Origin of the sequence: Bradyrhizobium erythrophlei, assembly GCF_900129425.1 — a bacterium.
Lineage (GTDB): Bacteria > Pseudomonadota > Alphaproteobacteria > Rhizobiales > Xanthobacteraceae > Bradyrhizobium > Bradyrhizobium erythrophlei_C.
On sequence record NZ_LT670817.1, the window covers coordinates 4,049,116 to 4,069,375 of the forward strand.

At 64.0% G+C, this 20,260-nt stretch carries 11 protein-coding genes and 1 pseudogene; 7 read left to right on the forward strand and 5 right to left on the reverse strand.

Annotated features, from left to right (window positions below; genetic code table 11):
• The first annotated feature begins 23 nt into the window (after positions 1 to 23).
• Positions 24 to 1,091 carry an ABC transporter substrate-binding protein gene (locus B5527_RS19255; RefSeq protein ID WP_079602934.1) on the forward strand — a complete coding sequence of 356 codons (1,068 nt, stop codon included), beginning with the start codon at positions 24 to 26 and terminating at the stop codon, positions 1,089 to 1,091.
• A gap of 749 nt (positions 1,092 to 1,840) precedes the next feature.
• Here the strand turns inward: B5527_RS19255 and B5527_RS19260 are convergent.
• Together B5527_RS19260 and B5527_RS45385 are read right to left on the reverse strand one after the other, a co-directional pair.
• On the reverse strand, positions 1,841 to 2,542 hold the full coding sequence (locus B5527_RS19260) for a Crp/Fnr family transcriptional regulator (RefSeq protein ID WP_154072372.1): 702 nt from the start codon (positions 2,540 to 2,542) through the stop codon (positions 1,841 to 1,843).
• A gap of 750 nt (positions 2,543 to 3,292) precedes the next feature.
• Positions 3,293 to 3,622 (reverse strand): GrlR family regulatory protein, encoded by a 330-nt coding sequence (locus tag B5527_RS45385; protein WP_172842602.1) that lies wholly within the window; start codon positions 3,620 to 3,622, stop codon positions 3,293 to 3,295.
• A gap of 457 nt (positions 3,623 to 4,079) precedes the next feature.
• Between B5527_RS45385 and B5527_RS19280 the strand changes: the two genes are divergently transcribed.
• Together B5527_RS19280 and B5527_RS46385 are read left to right on the forward strand one after the other, a co-directional pair.
• Positions 4,080 to 4,439: an integration host factor subunit alpha gene (locus B5527_RS19280; RefSeq protein WP_154072374.1), complete on the forward strand. Its 360-nt coding sequence runs from the start codon at positions 4,080 to 4,082 to the stop codon at positions 4,437 to 4,439.
• 165 nt (positions 4,440 to 4,604) lie between these two features.
• A pseudogene (locus B5527_RS46385) lies at positions 4,605 to 4,925 on the forward strand ((R)-mandelonitrile lyase); the annotation flags it as partial.
• A 196-nt stretch (positions 4,926 to 5,121) separates the two neighbouring features.
• Here the strand turns inward: B5527_RS46385 and B5527_RS19290 are convergent.
• From B5527_RS19290 to B5527_RS45390, 3 genes are all read right to left on the reverse strand, one after another.
• Positions 5,122 to 5,781 carry a response regulator transcription factor gene (locus B5527_RS19290; protein WP_079602939.1) on the reverse strand — a complete coding sequence of 220 codons (660 nt, stop codon included), beginning with the start codon at positions 5,779 to 5,781 and terminating at the stop codon, positions 5,122 to 5,124.
• An 87-nt stretch (positions 5,782 to 5,868) separates the two neighbouring features.
• Positions 5,869 to 7,476: a sensor histidine kinase gene (locus B5527_RS19295; RefSeq protein ID WP_172842603.1), complete on the reverse strand. Its 1,608-nt coding sequence runs from the start codon at positions 7,474 to 7,476 to the stop codon at positions 5,869 to 5,871.
• Positions 7,457 to 7,804 (reverse strand): hypothetical protein, encoded by a 348-nt coding sequence (locus tag B5527_RS45390; protein WP_172842604.1) that lies wholly within the window; start codon positions 7,802 to 7,804, stop codon positions 7,457 to 7,459. Before B5527_RS45390 ends, B5527_RS19295 begins: the two co-directional genes overlap by 20 nt.
• Before the next feature lie 50 nt (positions 7,805 to 7,854).
• On the opposite strand from B5527_RS45390, the gene B5527_RS19300 reads away from it, so the two are divergent.
• The 4 genes from B5527_RS19300 to B5527_RS19315 all read left to right on the forward strand — a co-directional run bounded on the left by B5527_RS19300 (position 7,855) and on the right by B5527_RS19315 (position 20,183).
• Positions 7,855 to 14,856, forward strand: a complete 7,002-nt coding sequence (locus B5527_RS19300; protein ID WP_154072375.1) for a peroxidase family protein — start codon at positions 7,855 to 7,857, stop codon at positions 14,854 to 14,856.
• 77 nt (positions 14,857 to 14,933) lie between these two features.
• The gene (locus tag B5527_RS19305) at positions 14,934 to 16,649 is read left to right on the forward strand and encodes a type I secretion system permease/ATPase (RefSeq protein WP_079602942.1); all 1,716 of its coding nucleotides are present in this window, start codon (positions 14,934 to 14,936) and stop codon (positions 16,647 to 16,649) included.
• A gap of 16 nt (positions 16,650 to 16,665) precedes the next feature.
• A complete protein-coding gene (locus B5527_RS19310; RefSeq protein WP_079602943.1) occupies positions 16,666 to 18,819 on the forward strand; it encodes a cadherin-like domain-containing protein in 2,154 nt (717 codons plus the stop codon).
• A 47-nt stretch (positions 18,820 to 18,866) separates the two neighbouring features.
• Positions 18,867 to 20,183 carry an HlyD family type I secretion periplasmic adaptor subunit gene (locus tag B5527_RS19315; RefSeq protein ID WP_079602944.1) on the forward strand — a complete coding sequence of 439 codons (1,317 nt, stop codon included), beginning with the start codon at positions 18,867 to 18,869 and terminating at the stop codon, positions 20,181 to 20,183.
• Positions 20,184 to 20,260 lie beyond the last annotated feature (77 nt).

Below are 20,260 nucleotides of genomic sequence, written 5' to 3' on the forward strand. Positions count from 1 at the left end.
GTCCCAACGCCTTGGGGGATGGTATGAAACGACGCCAGTTCATTACGGCCCTCGGCGGCGGCGCGGCATTATGGCCGCTTGTTCTACGTGCGCAGCAGCCTGCGATTCCCCTGGTCGGATTTCTCAATAGCACCTCTTCCGTGGGATATTCGCCGTATGTCGTGCGCTCTCAGCAGGCAGAACAGGCTCGTCGTATCGGCATACTCATGAACCGCGCCGCAGATGATACCGAAGGTCAGGCGGGCATCGCGGCTTTCCAACAGGCCTTGCAACAACTTGGATGGAACGTTGGCCTCGATCTGAGGATTGACGTTCGATGGGGTGAAGACGACGTTGCGCTGGAGCGCAAATACGCCGCAGAACTTGTCGATCTCTCGCCAAATATCATTCTGGCCAGCGGCACAATGAGTGTAGCTGCGGTGGAGGGCATCACCCGCGCACTGCCGATCGTATTCGTCGGCGTAACCGATCCAGCCGGTGCGGGGTTCGTCGATAAGCTTGCGAAGCCGGGCGGCAACGCCACCGGCTTCATGATTTTCGAGTTCGGCTTCACAGCGAAATGGGTGGAGCTTCTCAAACAGATCGAGCCGAACATAAGGCGAATGGCTGTCATTCGCCTTCCGGACAATCCCGCAGCGATGGCCCAATTTGGCGCCATACAGGACGCTGCGGAGTGGCTCAGCGTGGAGATCAGCGCTGTCAACGCGCGCAGCAGTAGTGAGATCGAGCGCGCGATCGTCGCTCTCGCGAATTCAGGGAATGGAGGCCTGATCGTAACGCCGAGCGCCGGAGTGTCGGCGCATCGCGATCTCATCATTAAACTAGCTGCCCAGCACAGACTTCCGGCCGTGTATGGCAACCGAAACAATATCAACAGCGGCGGGCTGATTTTCTACGGGCCCAATCGCATCGACCAGTTTCGGCGCGCGGCCGGTTATGTCGATCGCGTTCTCAAGGGCGAGAAGCCGGCCGATCTTCCGGTCCAGGCTCCGACCAAATATGATCTGGTGATTAACCTGAAGACGGCAAAAGCCCTCGGCCTCGATCTTCCGGCTTCCCTCATCGCCCGCGCCGACGAGGTGATCGAATGATGTCGCCTGTTGGCACTTTTCGGACGTGACAGCCCTGGTGCGAGATGTCCGCTCTTGAGGGGTTGAGCGGACGACGGCAGGGCGTCTGTCAACTTCCGCTTTTGACAGTAACGGACATCCGACCGCTTGGACCCGTGCCATGAAAAAGTTATTCGGCGTGTCGGATATGCATCCCGACGTTTGTCCTCTGGATGTACATCCGCAAACAGTCGGAGCAAGAGCCATGATGCAGCAAGGCGGAACATGCAGTCCGCTGCGGCCCGCCAGCTGCGCGCGTCGGCGAGGGCGGCGGTATCGCACCGCCGAAAGCGGAGCTGCAGGCGGACGGCGCTACGTCATTAAGACAGATCGCAGCCGGGCTCGACGCCAAGGAGTACCGACTGCGCGAGGCGAGGGCGCGTGGACCGCGCTCCAGGTGAAGCGAGTGTTGAAGCGGCTGGTGTGATAGCCCGCTTCCGCTCTCGGTTCTAAATTGGGTCCGGGGGTAAACCCCCGGCACCGCAGATCGGCCGCGCCTCTATATTCATTTCCCCTTTGGTCGTCGCAAAAGGGCGACCCAAAAATTTTTTGGCCAGTCTCAGGTTTGATCTTTTTCGCTCAACTTCGCCAGTTGGCGGTGACGGTGGGTAACGTCCATCCGAGACGGCACCGCAATCGCTGCGCGGCCCACCGCCTGTCGATCTGCACCCGTGTCGTGCGGTGTGACAGCGGCCGACGAGCGAACGCACCAGCGGGCTCGGCTGCGTGGATCAGTTCACCGACATTTGCCCCCGCAAGGTCTCATAGCATTCGCAAGCCATGGCCTTGACCGCTTCGGGATCGATGATCTTGATGAGGCCACGCGAACAAATGATTGCACCAGCGGCCTCCATTTTAATGGACGTCTCCGTGACTGTCGTGCGGCGAACCCCGAGCATCTGAGCGAGAAATTCGTGCGTGAGCATGATCGTGTCGCTCTCGGCTCGGTCACGGGTTTGCAACAGCCACCGGCAGAACCTCGCCTCGAACCGATGCAGCGCATTACACGCCGCGCCGATCCGCGCTTGTGTGAGCAGACCCTCGTTACTGCGTAGACAGAGATCGGCAATCGCTTTGCTGGAGGAGACTGCCTTCCTAAATTCGGTTGAGGCGATCCTTCTGGCGAGCATCGGCAGTTGGGCGATGACTCTCACCTGCCATTTACTGGGGCCAATTCCGGACATAGGGCCGACCACGCCTTCGCACCCCACGGTGCCGGTCTCGATGGCCTTACCATCGCGCATGACGGCCAGCAGCGAGACCGCGCCGGACTTCGGGAAATAGACGTGATCGACATCGACGTCCGGCTCGCAAAGGACGGTACCTTGAGCGAATTTCATTGTGACGAAATGTGGAATGAGAAACTGGAGGTCTTGAGGCGGAAGTTCCGCCAGCAACTTATTGCTGCGCGGGTCCGGATCGATTGCATGCACGGCTAATTCCCCCCTGTCGATCTGGGACTGATACCTGCGGGGATAGATGTGCCGTCCGAGAATCGTCGCCCCCCGCGCCTTTAAAGGGTAAGCTACACAACCAAGGCTCGGGTTTGTCCTGCGCTATCTTGTCACTGCTCCGATGCCAACGGCTATACGGGCTATCTGTCCTCATCTGGATGCAGGCAGGCGGGTACGGGTCGCAAAGTCGCGTCGTCGGATCGGCGTCGGCGATCTCCACGATTGTCGTGGTGCTGGCGGGGTCGCGTCGTACCGTAACAGGGTCGGAAGGGCGAACGCACCGGCGGCCTCCGCATCCCGAATTGATTCAAGATCACGATGGTCGGCTGGTACTGGCCTATTTTGGTTTTCGGCGGGACGTTAGAAGCGTGCGGATCAAATCTATTGCCGTGCACCCGATCCACCCGGCGGTGAAGATGGCAAAAAGTGCCGGAGCAACCACACCAAAGACACTCGAATTATAGGAAGGAGAGTATCCCCAAAAGGCATAGGCTATCAGGGCGCACACCGTGAATATCAAAGCTGATGCGAGCCCCTTCTGCGAATTCGACGCCTGCCGCATCGTGGGGATATAAATTATAGAAACGAGCGCCGTGCAAATTGCGCTACCGACAAGATAAAATTGGATGTGCTCAAATATGCCGTAACTATCCATGCAACACCTTAAGCTGGGCCGCCTCAGTTGGCGGCCTCTTTCATGTCAGGCTCGGCATCGCGTAGCGTGTCCCATCATCGCCTCGACGCCTGGGGCGCTGAGTTGCTCGGTTCATCCGCCATACGGACCAAAACGGCCTCGAAGGCCAAGCCCGGCGCTTGTTTGGCAGTTCCGGTGCAGGATGCCGTCGTCGGGGTGGAATTACCGGTCAGCGTCAAATTAACGTCGTCGATGCCGAGGCCGAAAACGGATGGTTGCCCCGGCGTGTGCCGCTCCGTGGCAATGAACGCTGTGAAATTATCTCCGTCTACAACGTATGAGCCGGTGTAGGTGAGCCCGCCGTCTCCGCCGGTCACTTTCCCGTCGTTAAGCTCAATAACGCCGGTTCCCTCTCCCTGCATCATGCAGCGTCTTTCCTTCTGCCGGGTTCTGAACCAAGCAGAATAACTGCCATTTCGAAGCATGTGCCCACCTGAAGTCGTGTGCGGGTTTTCGCGACGTGGTAGCATCCATCGGTTGGCGGATGGTTTACCGTAGGCTTTGCTTTTAACTCTAATGCAACGGGCCTTGCGGCCCCGGATTCTGGCATATTTCAATCTCCACGTCGTGAACATGCGCCAGCATTTGGGTTAGATCGCGCATGCGAGCAACGCTCCGCAGACCGGGCATTTGTTGAGATGATCGGCCTCGGTTCGATCTCGCAGCCCACCGGGCTCAAGCGCATCGACCTGGAGCTTAGGAAGCGGCACCGGCAACAGCCCGTGCCGTGCCCCCGCCTTGCGGAGCGCGCCCGAACGCGCACTGACGGTTGACCACATTGCGTTGGGCCCTATTATTTGGCGCACACTGGGGGGCCGTGCGATGCCAAAAACTAGCAAGGCGGTCACGCGCGTCGATCTGTACGAGGCGGTCTACCAGAAGGTAGGACTGTCCCGAACTGAATCATCCGCTTTTGTTGAACTGGTCTTGCAAGAGATCACCGACTGCCTGGAGAAGGGCGAGACGGTGAAGCTGTCTTCGTTCGGGTCATTCATGGTACGCGAAAAAGGGGGACGTCTCGGGCGCAATCCCAGGACCGGCATCGAGGTGGTGCCGATCTCTCCGCGACGCGTGGTGGTGTTCAAGCCCTCAGCTATTATGAAACAGCAGATCAACAGCCAGCCACCCGGTAGCGGCGCGGTCGCGGGCGCGGAAACCCGGTCGTCCTTGACGGGCGGCTGAAACTGCAGCGCGGGGTCAGGCGCAGCGGCGATTGCGAAGCGCGGTCGGCCGACAAAGTAAACCGCCTCGGTTGGCAATAGAATACCGCCTTTACTTCACCCTGCCACACTTGGGCACGGCTGCGGTGCCGACGTGACGCTCGGTTTCGTAGTCCAGCGGCATTTCATAGGAGAAACATTCGATAAGGACGAGCGCACGCGGAGCGGGTCTCGGCCCTCCCAGAAGGGTCCGGAGGACTGGTTCACCGGCACTGTCCGCATCGGTCCGCTTTTCCAGGCGCCGGAGCCCGCTCGCGTGAGCGGCGCCCAGGTCACGTTCGAACCAGGTGCCCGCACGGCCTGGCACACGCACCCGCTGGCCAGACGCTGATCGTGACGGCGGGGCTCGGGTGGGTGCAGCGCGAGGGCGGTGCGGTCGAAGAGATCCGGCCAGGCGACGTCGTGTGGTTTTCGCCGGGCCTGAAGCACTGGCATGGCGCTTCGCCGCGGCGTCGCCGGTCAGGAAGCTGGAAGAGATCGGCGCGCTTTGCGCGCACTGTCCAGTGGCCAACGAAGGACGCCAAGGGCCCCGGCTCTCGTCCGGAGCTAACCACACCGGAACTTTCTCGCCCGGAATTACGTAAAACGGCAGTCGCCGTATTCGGCGTTCCGATCCCGACTCGAAATCAGTGCTCGGTCTCAATTCAGACCTGCTGACCGGACTGGCGCATCCTCTGAAATGCCATGACAGCGGATACACGGTTCGTGGCGCCGCACTTCTGCATGATGCTGCTCATGTAGTGCTTGACGGTCTTTTCGCTGATCCTGAGTTTTTCGGCGACCATCCTGTTGGTTGCGCCGTTCTCGACCTCCGCGATGATCTGGAGCTCGCGATGACTGAGATTCACGTTGATCGATCCGACTTCTTTCTGCTGAACAGCCGAGAGCAGGCGCGCGGCGAACTCTGGCGAGACGAACGAAGACTCGTTCTTGAAGACGGCCCAGATCGCGGCCTTCAATTCGCTCGCGCTGACCCCCTTCAGGATGTAGCCGTGGGCACCCGCGTTCAGGGCGGCGATTCCGGTCTGCGGATCGTCGCAGGCGGTGAGTATCACGCAGTGCGTTCCGGGAAATTCCACGCACAACTGCTTGAGCGTCTCCAGGCTGTCGCCGGGAATCCCGAGATCGAGGATGATGATGTTCGGGCGATGTGCCTTCGCTATGTCCAGAGCGTCTGCGGACGAGACGCCTTCGGCTACGACCTTGAAGCGCCGCTCCGCCCGAAACACGGCGGCCAATCCTTGGCGGTAGATCGGGTGGTCGTCGACGATGGCAATGGTAGCTTGCTCACTCAACGTTTCCATATGCGGTACTCACAATGCAAAAAACTCACACCGATGAAAAGTGGCATTCCAGAATGATCGAATGATAGGCATCATAAGGATACAAGTTCAATCACTTTCAATAGATCGACGTTGCAATCGCGTTGGTGGCAGTTCCGTCTGGAAACCGTTCACGGAGAGCTCACACAGAATTTCAGTACCTTGTTCCGGGCTCGAGAGTACCGAAAAGGTGCCTCCCAGCGCTCTCACTCTGGAGGCCATTCCCGGCATCCCGAGACCCGCATGCGGCCCGGTCGGCGTCGCACTCGAAAGGCCGCATCCGTCGTCGCGCACCGAGAGCCGCAACATCCCGTCGTCCCATCGGAGTATCACGGTCTGGCGGGTGCTCCCCGAGTGCTTGGATGCGTTGTTCAATGCCTCCTGAGTCACTTTGATGACGCAACGCATCACCTCGCGCGGCAGTTTCTCAGGCACGCCGGCCACCTCAAAATCGACAATGCACGCGGCGCGGCCTTCGTACGTCTGTATGATCTTGCGGAGTACCTCGGGGAGATTGCCGCTATCGCCGACCTCGGGAAGAAGCAGGTCGGCGGCGATCACGCGTAGCTCCTTGAGCGCGTCCTGGAGCGCGCTCCGAAGCTCTTTCAGCAGCGCCCGCGCGCTCGGCGGGCGGTCATTCAGCTCCTGCTCGAGATCCTCCAGCCGCAGCAGCACGAAGGACATCAGCTGGGCGGGCCCGTCGTGGAGCTCGGCTCCAATCCGTGTATGGACAAGATCGTCGATCCGAGCAGCCGTGCGAAGGGCTTCTTCCGTTTCAGACGTGAGGATGTCGTTCTTGCGGTGCAGCAGCATCTTCTCGCGGAAGCGCTGCCTGATCGCCGACCGTTGCCCTTTTATCGTCGTGCTTCCCCGGTGCACGACGACGAACAGAGCCAAGAGGGTGCCGAGACCCACCGACCCGACCACCAGCCACGCGCCGCGCACGGCGCTCGCCTGGTCGCGGAGAAGCGCGCTGGCGTCTTCGTAGATTTCGGCGACGGCGATGATCTTTTCCGTCTCGTTCTTGTAGAGCGGCAGGAAAATCTCGTAGAGCGGCATCGACAGAGAGCGTTCGAACTCGCTGTCGTCATCGTTCAGGTCGGCCATTCCCGCACGGATCTCTCCTCGCAGCGAGGGTGCGATGTCGGTCGTCGGAAAGCGCTTTCCGATAAGTCCTTTTTGCGTGCTGTAGACGATGGTGCCGTCCGGCCGCCAGATCTTGACGGAGGCGACATGGCGCCTCGATTTCAGCAATTCGTCGATCGCGTCGAGTCCGCGGGCGTCTTCCGCACTCGGCGAGCCGCCTCCGTCCATCGACTGTACGTAAGGCTCGACGAAATTCATCATGTACAGGGCGGCGGCTCCGCTGGTGCCGCGCAGAACGCCATCAGCGATGCGAGTACCGACCCAACCGCCGACCGCGAGGACCGAAAGACACAGCACCAGCGAAGACAACATCGCGAATTGCTCGAAGAGCGACCTCCGAAACCACCAGCTATGCAACCGCCGCCGGGCGATGCTGATGGTTTCTCCGGTCGGCCTGGATGCGGCGCCTCTGGCCGCCGGCTTGCCTTCGCCGGTTCTCAAGGAAGCAATGTCGTCGCGAGGAATGTGCCGATCATCTTCACCGGCACCGGAGACTTCTCCTTCATGGCGATCAATCTCGAACAATGTCATCGATGAACAGATGCTTAAATCTGCGACTATCATATGCTCCAATCAGGTCGGCTTTCAACGTTTTGGGCGAACATGGTGAAGATCGCAGGCGCTCCCACGTCGCCTGCAGATTCATCTGAAGCCCCATCAAGGTTAACGCCACCGCCGGAACCTTGCCGCCCATGCGCTCGCGCGAGTGCGCGCCGCCCGTCGAAAGGCCGAGCTGGATTCGGACCAAAGTCCGAGGCGGGGGACTTTGGTCCGATGAAGCTCGGCCGACCATCGGCGGAATTTTTCGCTCGACCTTCTCCCCTACACAGCCCCCGATGCACTCGACATGCTTCTGCAATGTGGGAGATCCGGCCGTTCGATCTCCTTGAAACTTGGCAGGAGTGGATCATGGCGAATTATCTCAAGCCGTTTGTAATTGATCAGAGCGACATAGACTTCCTGCTCAATCAAGTGAACTTCCGTCCGCTGTTCGACGCTTCAGGAAACGCCATCATCCTGTGGGACGGCACCGGCCCGGTGTACGACTCGCACGGCAATCTCATCGGCACCGGCGGAACGGTTGCAGGCGACGCGGCGTCGACGGCAGCCATCGCCCAGTGGGGGCAGTCCTACTATTCGGAGTTCGACTTCGCCGGCCTGCGCGATCCGAGCGGTCTCAACAACAACCTCTCGCTCGTCAACTCGACCTTCGGCGCAGTCGACCAGATATTCACACGCTCGGCGGCAGCCGACTACGCCGGCTACTCATCCGTGATGCAGGCGGTGGCCGACCGGGTCTACGCCGCCGCCAAAACCTACTACTCCTCCTACAGCGCCGCGACCGGCGGCTTCAACCCGGCGCTCAACGGCGACTACGCCATCAAGGCGGATCCGGCCGGTGCCCAGACCGCGGCCGACGGCACCAAGATCGATCTGCCGAACGTCGTCGATTATACGCCGCGCATGATCAGCCTGACGACCACGACGGGCGGCGTCACCTTCGATACGTGGGCGAACCACCAGAGCGACGCCGGAGTGGCCTCGCATCAGCCGAACGAGATCTACTACGATCCGACCACCGGCACCGCCAAGGTGCTCGATTGGGGCCAGCTCGCAACTGTGGCTGACGGCGGGCTCGGCCAAGTCGATACCCAGGCGCGGCTCGCCGCCTCGGCCGGCCAGGGCGACCACTTCATCGGCGGACTCAATCCGGGAGTGTCGCCCTCCAACGGCTTCTTCGTGCTGTTCGGCCAGTTCTTCGATCATGGCCTCGATTTCATCGGCAAGGCGTCGGGCCAGACCATCAAGATCGCGCTCGCCGCCGACGACCCGCTGTACGGCATGCTCGGCCCGGACGGGCAACCCGTTCACGAGATCACCATCAACCGCGCCACCGTCCAGACGGTCGACGCCCAGGGGCCCGAATACGTCAACCACACCTCGCCCTTCATCGACCAGAGCCAGACCTACGGCTCCCACGAGCAGCTCACCAACCTGTTGCGGGAATGGGTCAAGGATCCGGCCACCGGACAGTACCACGCCGGCATGAACCTGTTCGACGGGCAGACCCTCGAGACGGCCTGGATTAAGCCCGACGGAACGAGCACTCACCAGACGCTGCCGACGCTCGACGAACTGCGCGCCCATGTCGATGCGACCGCCCGCGACGCGCTGACCTGGGAGGACGTCAACGACCTGCGCAACCGCGACGCCTCCGGCCACGTGACCACTGGCACCAGCGGATCGGCGCTGCTGCTCGACATGAACCCGCGCTTCGACGCCGGCCACATGGGCGCCTTCTATGACAAGAACGGCAACGGCACGCAGGACGCCGGCGAGGCTGCCTACGGAACCGCGGCTCAGGCGGCTAAGGTGACGTCCGCGATCTCGACCATCGACGGCTACGTCAAATCGACGTTCGGCAGTGGGTCGAGCTTCGGCATCGACGCGACCACGCACAAGCTGACGCTGTTCATGCAAAACCTGCCTCCGGGTTCGCCTGCCGGAACGCCCCATACGCTGGACGGCGCCAACGCGCTCTTTCCGTTCGTCAATTTCGCCGACTTCAGCATCAAGGTCCCCGCGGGTGCGCTGCACGACGCCGTCGGCGAGATCCTGATGGCCTCGGTCGGCGACCATTACGTCGCGGGCGACGGCCGCGTGAACGAGAATTTCGGCCTCACCTCGATCCACCACGTATTCCACGAGGAGCACAACTACCAGATCCAGAACATCATCGAGGCGCTGCACACCCAAGACGTCGTGTCGGGAGACCCGACGCACGCCGCGTTGCACGGCTTCCAGATCGATACCGGGCACGGAATGAACGCCGCCGGCGACTATCTCGACGCCAACGGCAACATCTCCTGGGACCAGGACAAGATGTTCAACGGCGCCAAGCTGGTCGTGGAGATGGAATACCAGCACGCGGCGGTCGACCAGTACGCCCGCAACGTCTCGCCCAACATCCAGGAATTCGGCGCCTATTCGACCGAAGTCGACTCCGCGATCTCGCTGGAATACTCGCAAGCGGCCTTCCGCTTCGGTCACTCCACCCTGCGCGAGACCATCGACACCATCGATCCGTCCGGCGGCCTGACCGGCAAGATCATGGGCTACGCCCTGAAGGCGGCCTTCCTGGCTCCCGACAAGTTCGCCGACGTCGGACCTTCCGCGATCGTGCTCGGCATGACGCACCAGCAGATGAACGAGGTGGACGAATTCGTCACCCCCGCCCTCAACCAGGGCCTGCTCGATCAGCCGCTCGATCTCGCCGCGATCAACATCGCCCGGGGCCGCGACCTCGGCATCCCGACGTTAAACGAGGTGCGCCACACGCTCGGCTATTCGGAATACACCAGCTGGAACGACTTCGGCCAGAACATGCAGCACCCGAGCTCGCTGGCCAACTTCATCGCCGCCTACGCCTTCGATGGCGACTTGGAAAAGGCCAACACCATCGTCGGGATCGTCGACGGCAGCGTCGCGGCCGGCACGCTCGGCATCTCGCTCGACCAGGCCTACGGCTTCATGAACGGCGACGAGGCGGCCGGCGGCGTCGGCACGCTCGCCTTCAATCAAATCGACACTTGGCTCGGCGGCCTGGCCGAAATTCACCAGCCGGGGGGCCTGCTCGGCGAGACCTTCGACCGCATCTTCGTCGACCAGATCGAGAAGCTGATGGACGGCGACCGCTTCTACTACCTCTACCGCCTCTTCGGCGTGCAGTTCGGCACCGAGATCGTCAACGCCCAGCTGAAGGATATGGTCGAACGCACCACAGGCCTGACGCACCTCAACGGCAACATCTTCGGATATGCCGACCAGTACGTCGACCTCGGCGCCCACAAGGAAGTGCTGGCGCCCGGACAGACAGAGTACCTGACGACCGGCAATGAGCACAAATACGGCGACATCGCCGCGGTGGATGCCGGAACGATCGGCATCTACTCCAACGGCGGACGCGGCAACCTGAACGACGGCCATGAAGTCGTCATCGGCGGGGTGCACTACATCCAGGACACCCGCCTGGCCGACACCGACCCCAACAGCGCGTACGGGCAGAACGGCTTCGTCAACCTCGACGGCACGCCGAATTCCGGCGCCGAATCCAACGAGATCATCGTCGGCTCGAAGGGGGCCGACCTGATCTACGCCCAGGGCGGCGACGACACCGTCTACGGCGACGCCGGTAACGACAAGATCTACGGCGGCTACGGCATCGACCGCCTCTACGGCGGCGACGGTGTCGACACGATCTACGGTGGCGACAACCCCGACCTGATCGACGGCGGAGCCGGCGACGACTTTCTGTATGGCGAGTCGAGCGGCACGGACATCAACGGCCTCGACCAGGTCATAGGCGGTGCGGGCAACGACTACATCAACGGCGGTATCGGCATCGACAAGCTGTTCGGCGGAAATGGCGACGACGTCATGTACGGCGAGCAGGACACTGACCCGTTCTTCGAAGGCAACGACGGCAACGACTATCTCGACGGCGGCTCCGGCACCGACATGCTGTACGGCAGCAACGGCGACGACATGCTGCTCGACGGCACGGACGTCGACATTTCCTTCGGCCAGGCAGGCGACGACTGGTTCAAGGTCGGCGACATCGCCCAGGCGCTTAGCACCGGTCCGGACGAGATCCTGGGCGGCGACGGCGTCACTGACGACGGCAACACGCCAGGAACCGTTGGCTTCGACGTCATGGACTTCAGCCTGCAGCACGCCCGTCCGGTCGGCGTCACCTACGACCTCGACCAGCAGGCCAACCCGCTGGCGGCGGTGAACGCCGCGCAATCAGTTCCCGCTGCGTTCGAAATCGAGGGCCTGGTCGGCAGCGTCTCCAACGACACGCTGGGCGGCGACGCGGGCGACAACTGGGTCGTCGGCGGTTCCGGAGACGATGTCCTGACGGGCGACGCAGGCAACGACGTCATCGTCGGCGGGTCGGTCCGGCTCGACACCTTGATCGGCCAGTACATTCAGGGCCACGATGCTCAGGGGAACGAGATCGCCTCGACCTACGACCACAACAACAACAACGACGGCTCCACCGAGGCGCTTCGACTCCAGGACGCCCGCTACCAGGGCGCCTCGCACCGTGTCGCCTACGACGACACGCTCGGCGCCGGTCTTCTGGACAACGCCGCCCTAGGCACGCAGGATTTCGACAAGCACTTCACCGAAATGCTGCGCACGCAGTTCTTCAAGGATGTCACGCTGGGGGACGGCGGAGCTTCGGGCGGCACCGACACGGCGGCCTATAACGGCGTGAAGGCCGACTACGAAGTCACGCTGATCGAGTTCGACAGCGCCAAGGCCGGACACGTCCAGGCCTACAAGATCGTCGACAAGGGCCACACGCCGACGGGACCTAACGACCCGCTGCCAGCCCGCGCACCGACCGACGGCACCGACCTGCTGGTCGGCATCCAGAAGATCCAGTTCGCCGACGGCACGGTCGATATCGCCAACCTGGTCGAAATCCCCGCCACGGGCGCGCCGGTGATCTCCGATCCGACCCCGACCGAAGGGCAGCAACTGACCCTCGACATCAGCGGCATCCAGGATGCCAACGGCTTCGATCCGGCCGCCCTGCATTACCAGTGGCAGCAGCTGAACGCCACGACGTGGACCAATATCGCGGGTGCCACCAACGCGACATTTACGCCGCAGGACATCTCGCTCCTGGGATTCAACGGCCTCGACGCCCAGGCCGGCCACCAGCTGCGCGTCGTGGCGACCTTCACCGATGCGGGAGGACACGCGGAAACCGTGATCTCCAATCCGACCGGTCCGGTCGGCGCGAACTGGGCTTCGCCGATCCAGGCCACGTTCAACGGCACGGCCGGCGACGACATCGCCAACGGCTCCAACACGATTTTCGGCTTCGGAGGTGCGGACACGTTGAACGGCAACGCCGGCAACGACATCCTCAACGGCAACGGCGGCAACGACACCATCAACGGCGGCGCCGGGGACGATACCATCAACGGCGGCGCGAACACGGATACCGCCGTCTATGCCGGTGGCCTCGGCAACTTCACCTTCGGCCTGAACGGAGCGGGCCAGTTGACGGTGAGCGATCTCACTGCCGCGGAAGGCACCGACACGGTGGTCGGCGTCGAAACGTTGCGGTTCGCCGGCGCCAACTACAACCTGGTCAACGGCACCTCGGCGGCCAACACCATGCCCGGCACCTCCGGCGTCGATCTCGTTCTCGGTCAGGATGGCAACGACACGATCACTGCCGCGCTCGGCAACGACGCCGTGTTCGGCGGCGCGGGCGACGACACGGTCAACTGGCGCAGCAACGTCTCCGGGGCGACCGACGGCCGCGACTTCGTCGATGGCGGGGCGAACGGCGCCGCCGGCGACCGCTTCGTTGTGACCGGCAACGCCTCGGCCGAAACGTTCCGGATCTACTCTAACACCGACGACTGGGACGGTGCTGGTCCAGGAACGGGCAGCAGCGCCGCGCATGCCGGCTTCACGGGCCTGAACGCCAACACCGAAATCGTCGTGGTCCGCAACGGAGCGGTGATCGCGGAACTCGACAATATCGAGGAGATCACGGTCAACACGGCAACGGTCACGTCGCCCGGCGGCGTGCTTCCCGGCGGCACCGGCACCATCGGTGGCGACACCGTTCAGGTGATCGGCAACTTCACCGGCACAAGCCTCAACTACAGCACGATCACGGTGAACGGGGGCGCGGGAGGCGATACCGTCGACATCTCCGGCCTGACGTCGGACCACCGCGTCGTCTTCCACGGCGGCGGCGGCGACGACCACGTGATCGGGGCGCTGCGTCCGCAGGACGTGGTCGACACCCAAAGCGTGCTTCCCGCTGGCGATCCTTCAGGCCCTTCTGGCGGGGACCATGAGGAGCAGGACAGCGGCCAGGACGGCAACTCGAGCGGAGAGGACGAGCACTGTTCTTCCGGAACCGGTGATCACGACGGCGCCGACACTCCGGTTCCGCCGGCAGTGAACCCGGGCATGGCCGAAGGTCAGATCGGGACCTCCAGTGCCGACGTGATGATCGGAGCGACCGGGGACGACGTCCTCAGCGGCCTGGACGGCGACGACGTGATCCTTGGCAACGACGGCGCCGACACGCTCAAGGCCGGGGCCGGAGACGACCTGGTGAAGGCCGGCGCAGGCGACGACGTGGTGTTCGGCAACGAGGGCAACGACGACCTATTCGGCGGTGCGGGACGCGACCTGATCACCGGCGACGCCGGCGACGACCGCCTCTTCGGCGACGCGGGCGACGATGCCCTCGAAGGCGGTGCCGGCAACGACACCGTCTACGGCGGCGCCGGCAACGACCGGATCATCGCGACCGCCGGCGACGGCAACGACACTTACTTCGGCGACACCGAGGAAGACACGCTGGACTACTCGGCGATCTCCGCCAACATCACGGCGGATCTCGGCAACGGCATCGGCCAACACGGCAGCGTCGCGAGCGCCCAGAGCGGCACCGACCAGGTCTTCGGGTTCGAGAACTTCATCGGCGGCTCCGGCAACGACACCGTCGCGGCGAGTTCGGCGGCGAACGTCATGGATGGCGGCGGAGGCAACGACACCTTCGTGTTCGGCTCAGCGGCCGACGCCAACGGCGACACCATCAAGGGCTTCCAGCCGGGCGACAAGATCGACCTGTCGGCCATCGACGCCAACACGGGGGCGGCCGGCAACCAATCCTTCGTGCTGTTCGCCGGCAACGTCTTCACCTCGGCCGGACAGGTGATCGTCACGCAGGAGGTCAAGGACGGCGCGGAGCACACCTTCGTCTCCGGCAACACCAACGGCGACACCGCGGCCGACTTCAAGATCGACCTCGGCGCCGGCAACCACGCGCTAACGACCGCCGACTTCAACGGCGTGCACTAAGCGTAACCGACCATCACCCGGGCGAACCGCTGCCCGGGTGAACGACGTCACTGAAGCCAAGGGCAGGGCAGGACACGATGAGCAAGAACGCGAAGCGAAAGAATTCGACAGAAAATCCGATCGGCAGCTACCGCGGCATCGGTTTCGTCCTGCTGGGAATGTCCGGAATCATCAACCTACTGGCGCTGACCGGCTCGTTCTACATGTTGCAGATCTACGACCGGGCGCTGACCAGCCACAGCATCCCGACCCTGGCGGCGCTCTCCGCGCTCGCCATCGGGCTCTATCTGTTCCAGGGCATGTTCGACATCCTGCGCTCGCAGATCCTGGTCCGCTTGGGGGCCCGCCTCGACGCCAGGCTGGCGCCCTTGGCGCACCACGTCGTCATCGAGATGGCGCGCTACGGCTACTCGACCTCCGAGGCGCTGGAGCGGGGCCGCGACGTCGATGTCGTGCGCGGCTTCCTCGGCAGCCAAGCCCCCATCGCCTTCTTCGACCTGCCATGGATGCCGCTGTTCCTCGGCTTCGTCTACCTACTCCACCCTGTGCTGGGGCTGGTCACGCTGGCCGGCGCGGTGGTCCTGATGTCGCTCACGGTGGCAACCGAACTGCTGACGCGGCGGGCCGGCAAGGAAACCCACCAGGCGGCGGTGCTGCGCTCCACGCTGGCGGATTCGCACGCGCGCAACGCCGACATCCTGCGCGCGATGGGGTTCGGCGGCCGCGCCGTGGCCCGGTTCGAAACCGCCAATGCCCGACATCTGGCGCTGCAGACCCGAACCAGCGACATCAGCGGCAGCTTCGGCGGGATGGCGAAGGTGATGCGCATGATCCTGCAGTCGGCGCTGCTCGGGCTCGGCGCGTTCCTCACCATCAAGGGCGAACTTTCGGCGGGCGCGATCATCGCCTGCTCGGTGGCTTCGGCACGGGCGCTGGCTCCGATCGATTCAGCCATCGGCAACTGGAAGGTGATCGCCGCGGCGCGGCGCAGCTTCAATCGTCTGAAGCAGACGCTCGCAGTGGCCGATGATGGCAGCCACGTCCTGCTGCTTCCCAAGCCCTGCGCGAGCCTCAAGGTCGAAGGCATTACCGTCGTCGCGCCCGGCAGCGGCACCGTCCTCGTCGGCGAGGTCGGCTTCGAACTCAAGGCGGGCGAGGCGCTCGGCTTGATCGGCCCCAGCGGCGGCGGCAAGACCTCGCTGGCCAAAGGTCTCGTCGGCGTCTGGCCGCTTCTCAGGGGCAAGGTCCGGCTGGACGAGGCGGATCTCGACCAGTGGCGCGCCGATGCCCTCGGCGAGCATATCGGCTACCTGCCTCAGGATGTCTCGCTGCTCGACGGCAGCATCGCCGAGAATATCTCGCGGTTCGAGACCGAGCCCGACGCCCGCAAGATCATCGCCGCGGCAAAGGCCGCCGGAATTCACGAGATGGTCACGCGCATGCCGGACGGCTACCAGACCGAACTCGGGCCGTCGGGCACGGCGCTGTCGGCCGGCCAGCGGCAGCGTATCGGCTTGGCGCGGGCGCTCCACGGCGATCCCTTCCTCGTCGTGCTGGACGAGCCGAACTCGAACCTCGACGCGCCGGGCGAGGCGGCCCTCGGCGAGGCCATCGAAGGCGTCAAGGCGCGCGGCGGGATCGTGATCGTGATCGCGCACCGTCCGAAGGCGCTGGCGGCGGTAGACTACGTCGGCGTGGTGCAGGGCGGCAAGCTGGTCGCGTTCGGACCGAAGGACAAGGTGATCGGGGCGCCGGCGACGCCGATCCCGTTCCCCGCCGCGGCGACGGCCTGATCAGCGGGAGGTAGCTATGGACGAACGGCTGTCGTTGGGAATTCCGGACCGTAGCGCGCTCGATGCGCCTGCGCGGCGCTTCGCGCTCATCGAAGAACGGTCTCGCGTCAGTTCCATCGTGCCTGCCATCCTGCTCGCATCGTGGGGACTTCTGCTGAAGCAGGTGTTCGGAGACGGCAAGGAGGAGGCACCCCATCAGCCGAAGGCGGACTCTCAGGACGCGCCAACGCAGCCGGAAACGGATACGTCGCCCGCGCCGCCCATCGCCGTGGAGCGGGGCACCGGATCGTCCGAGCTCGTCCGCGCCTTCGGGCTGCAAGCCGTATCGATGAACGAGGCGTTCGAGCCGGCGGTCGATCCGGACAGGCTCAGATTCGCCAGGACCGAGGGGCCGCGGCTGTCCTTGGTCCCGGCCAACCAGAACGCGCCGGCTCCCGCGCATCAACGGCCGCCGGCCGCAGCAGAGGCCACACCGGCCGCCGGCGGCGGCGGCGGCGGCGGCGGCGGCGGATCTCCGGATGACCGCAACAAGCCCCCGGGCGATGAGCCCAAGAAGCCGCCGCCGGCGAGCAAGGATCCGCCTCCCGATCCGCCGAAGCGCGTCAACCATGTGCCGGTGAGCGCGGGCGCGGTCGATCTCGGCAGCGGGCTCGTCAACGAAGCCTTCATCATCTCGCTCGGCCAATTGCTGAACGGCGCCAGCGATCCGGACGGCGACCGGCTTTCGGTGCAGGCCCTCCAGGTCGACCACGGATCGCTGCAGGCGTTGGGAGCGGACCGTTGGCTCTACACGCCGGAACACGACGACATCGGCCCCGTCCAGTTCAACTACCGCATCTCCGACGGCACCGCCTCGATCGTCCAGACGGCGCACGCGGATCTGCACGCCGCGCCGGACGAAGAAATCCATGGCACCGAAGGCGACGATTTCCTGATCGGAACGCCCCTGGTCGACGTGATCGACGCCGGCGCCGGCAATGACATCGTTTACGGTCGAGAAAGCGCCGACACGATCTACGGGGGTGAGGGCAAAGATCGTCTGGTGGGCGGCGACGGCGACGACATCCTGTTCGGAGGCCCGGGCAACGACGTCATCTTCGGGGGCGCTGGCAACGACACGCTGTTCGGCGAAGCCGGCGACGACGTCCTCTACGGCGAGGACGGGAATGACCTGATCTTGGGCGGCGATGGCGACGACTTTGCGTCCGGCGGGCAGGGCAACGACACGCTCCTAGGCGGTGCTGGCAACGACAGCCTCCATGGCGACGACGGCAACGACAGGATCGAGGGCGGGGAAGGCAACGACCACATCGACGGCGGTACCGGCAACGACACCCTGCTCGGCGGCGCCGGCGACGATTGCATCGCAGGGGGGGCCGGCGACGACACGGTCCACGGCGGCGAAGGAAACGACCGCATCGACGGCGGCGCCGGCAATGACACCCTCCGCGGGGATGCCGGCGACGATGACCTGGACGGCGGGACCGGCGACGACGCGCTCTCGGGCGGCGCAGGCGAGGACACCCTGCAGGGCGGCGCGGGCAACGACTGCATCGACGCCGGCTGCGGCGACGACGTGATCGTCCTCGGCGTCGAGGCGGGCCACGACGTCATTCACGGGGGGGCCGGCGACGACACGCTGGATCTGTCGCAGATCGTGTTCGACGAGAACGTAGACCTGCCCGACGGCATCGTCGAAATCTGCGACGGGCAGAGCGCGCAGATCTTCGAGATCGAGAACGTGCAGGGTGGCCACGGCCGCGACCGCCTGGTGGCCGACGCCCACGTGAACATCATGGAGGGCGGCGACGGCAACGACACCTTCGTGTTCCAGAACCTGGCCGCGTTGAAGAACGACGGCGGGCCGCGCGACCACATCGTGGACTTCAGCGTCGGCGACAGGCTCGACCTTTCCAGAGTCGGACAGGAATTCGACGATTTCTCCGGCCGCAAGCTGTTCTTCGCCGGCGCGGACCAAGCCACGTTCGACGAGGTCGGCGCCGTCGGCTACCGCCACGAAATCGTCTCCGACCAGGAGATCACGATCGTCTCCGGCCACCTCGACGGCGACGCGGAGCACGATTTCGAGATCGTGCTGGACGGCAACCTCGTTCTCGACGAGAGCAATTTTGTTTTCACGGCCCCCCAGCAAACCAACGCGCACCCCTGAACGTGGAACCGCGGACTCGTGCCGGTTATAACAACGGAGATTGAGCGATGGACCTAAAGCCCACGGAACGGGCCGCGCGCGGTGCGGACAAGTCGTTCGGCATCCGCTCGCGCGTGGCGATGGCGGCCGTTCTGGCCATCGCCCTGATCGGGGGATGCGGCGGCTGGGCGGTGCACGCCGAGCTGACCGGCGCCGTGATCGCGCAAGGCAAGGTCGCAGTCAGGAAGCAGGTCAAGCTGATCCAGCACCGCGATGGTGGCATCGTGGGCGAGATCCTGGTCGCCAACGGCGACGCCGTAAAGGCGGGCGACGTCCTCGTCAGGCTCGACGAAACCCAGACCAAGGCGGAACTCGGCGTGCTCAAGGGGCAGCGCGCGGAGCTGGAGGGCCGCAGGGCGCGGCATGTGGCCGAGCGCGACGGGGCCACGGCCATCAGGTTCGATTCCCGGTTCGAGCACGACCCGTTCACGGCGGAGATCGCGCGGGGCGAGATCCGGCTCTTCAACGAGAACGTGGCGGTGCGGGAGGCCAGGCGCGATCAGTTGTCGCTGCAAATCGCGCAGTTCGAGGAGCAGGTCCGCGGGCTGACGGCGCAACAGGAGGCCAACGCCAGCGAGCGCAAGATGGTCAAGGACGATCTCGAGCGTCTGACGCCGCTCTACAACAAGGGTTTCATAGAAATCGGAAAAATCCGCACCATGGAGCGCGATCTCGTCAAGTTAGACGGGCTTAAGGGCGAGATCGACGCCAACATCGCGCGCGTCAAGGGGCAGATCAGCGAATCGCGGATCAAGATCATCGAACTTGATCAGCAGGCGCGCACCGACGGTCAGCGGGATCTGCGCGAGGTGGATGGCAAGCTCGCGGAGCTTCAGGAGCGGATCGTCGCTTCGTTGGACCGCCTGTCGCGCATGGTGATCCGCTCGCCGATCGCCGGCACCGTCAACGAGCTCGCCGTCAACTCTGTCAACGGCGTGATCGGTCCGAAGGACACGCTGATGTCCATCGTGCCCGAAAGTGCCGACCTGGTCGTCGAAGCGAAGCTGTCGCCGACCGACATTGACCAGGCGGTGGCGGGCCAGCCCGCCCGCCTGCGCTTTTCCGCCTTTAACCAGCGGACCACGCCGGAGGTGTCGGGAATAGTCGAAACCATCGGGGCAGCAGCAACCTTGGACCAGGCTACCGGACAGACGTACTATCTCAGCACCATCGCGATCGCGGGCGGCCAGAGACAGGTCGCGGGCAAGCCGATCGTGCCGGGAATGCCGGTCGAGATCTTCCTGACGACCGGCGACAGGACCGCATTGTCGTACCTGATCAAGCCGTTCGCGGATCAGATGATGAAATCGTTCCGGGAGGAGTAAGACATCTGCTCGCCATTATAGCAATGAACTCGCCTGAGGGCGCGCGCACTTGGCCTCGCTGGCGCGGACTTGCATGG

What these genes read in the sequence shown, in the direction of transcription:
- B5527_RS19280 (WP_154072374.1), top strand. Translation starts at nt 4,080, where the DNA reads ATGCCAAAAACTAGCAAGGCGGTCACGCGCGTCGATCTGTACGAGGCG.
- B5527_RS19310 (WP_079602943.1), top strand. Translation starts at nt 16,666, where the DNA reads ATGGACGAACGGCTGTCGTTGGGAATTCCGGACCGTAGCGCGCTCGAT.
- B5527_RS45385 (WP_172842602.1), bottom strand. Translation starts at nt 3,622, where the DNA reads ATGATGCAGGGAGAGGGAACCGGCGTTATTGAGCTTAACGACGGGAAA.
- B5527_RS19290 (WP_079602939.1), bottom strand. Translation starts at nt 5,781, where the DNA reads ATGGAAACGTTGAGTGAGCAAGCTACCATTGCCATCGTCGACGACCAC.
- B5527_RS19305 (WP_079602942.1), top strand. Translation starts at nt 14,934, where the DNA reads ATGAGCAAGAACGCGAAGCGAAAGAATTCGACAGAAAATCCGATCGGC.
- B5527_RS19300 (WP_154072375.1), top strand. Translation starts at nt 7,855, where the DNA reads ATGGCGAATTATCTCAAGCCGTTTGTAATTGATCAGAGCGACATAGAC.
- B5527_RS19315 (WP_079602944.1), top strand. Translation starts at nt 18,867, where the DNA reads ATGGACCTAAAGCCCACGGAACGGGCCGCGCGCGGTGCGGACAAGTCG.
- B5527_RS19295 (WP_172842603.1), bottom strand. Translation starts at nt 7,476, where the DNA reads ATGACATTGTTCGAGATTGATCGCCATGAAGGAGAAGTCTCCGGTGCC.
- B5527_RS19255 (WP_079602934.1), top strand. Translation starts at nt 24, where the DNA reads ATGAAACGACGCCAGTTCATTACGGCCCTCGGCGGCGGCGCGGCATTA.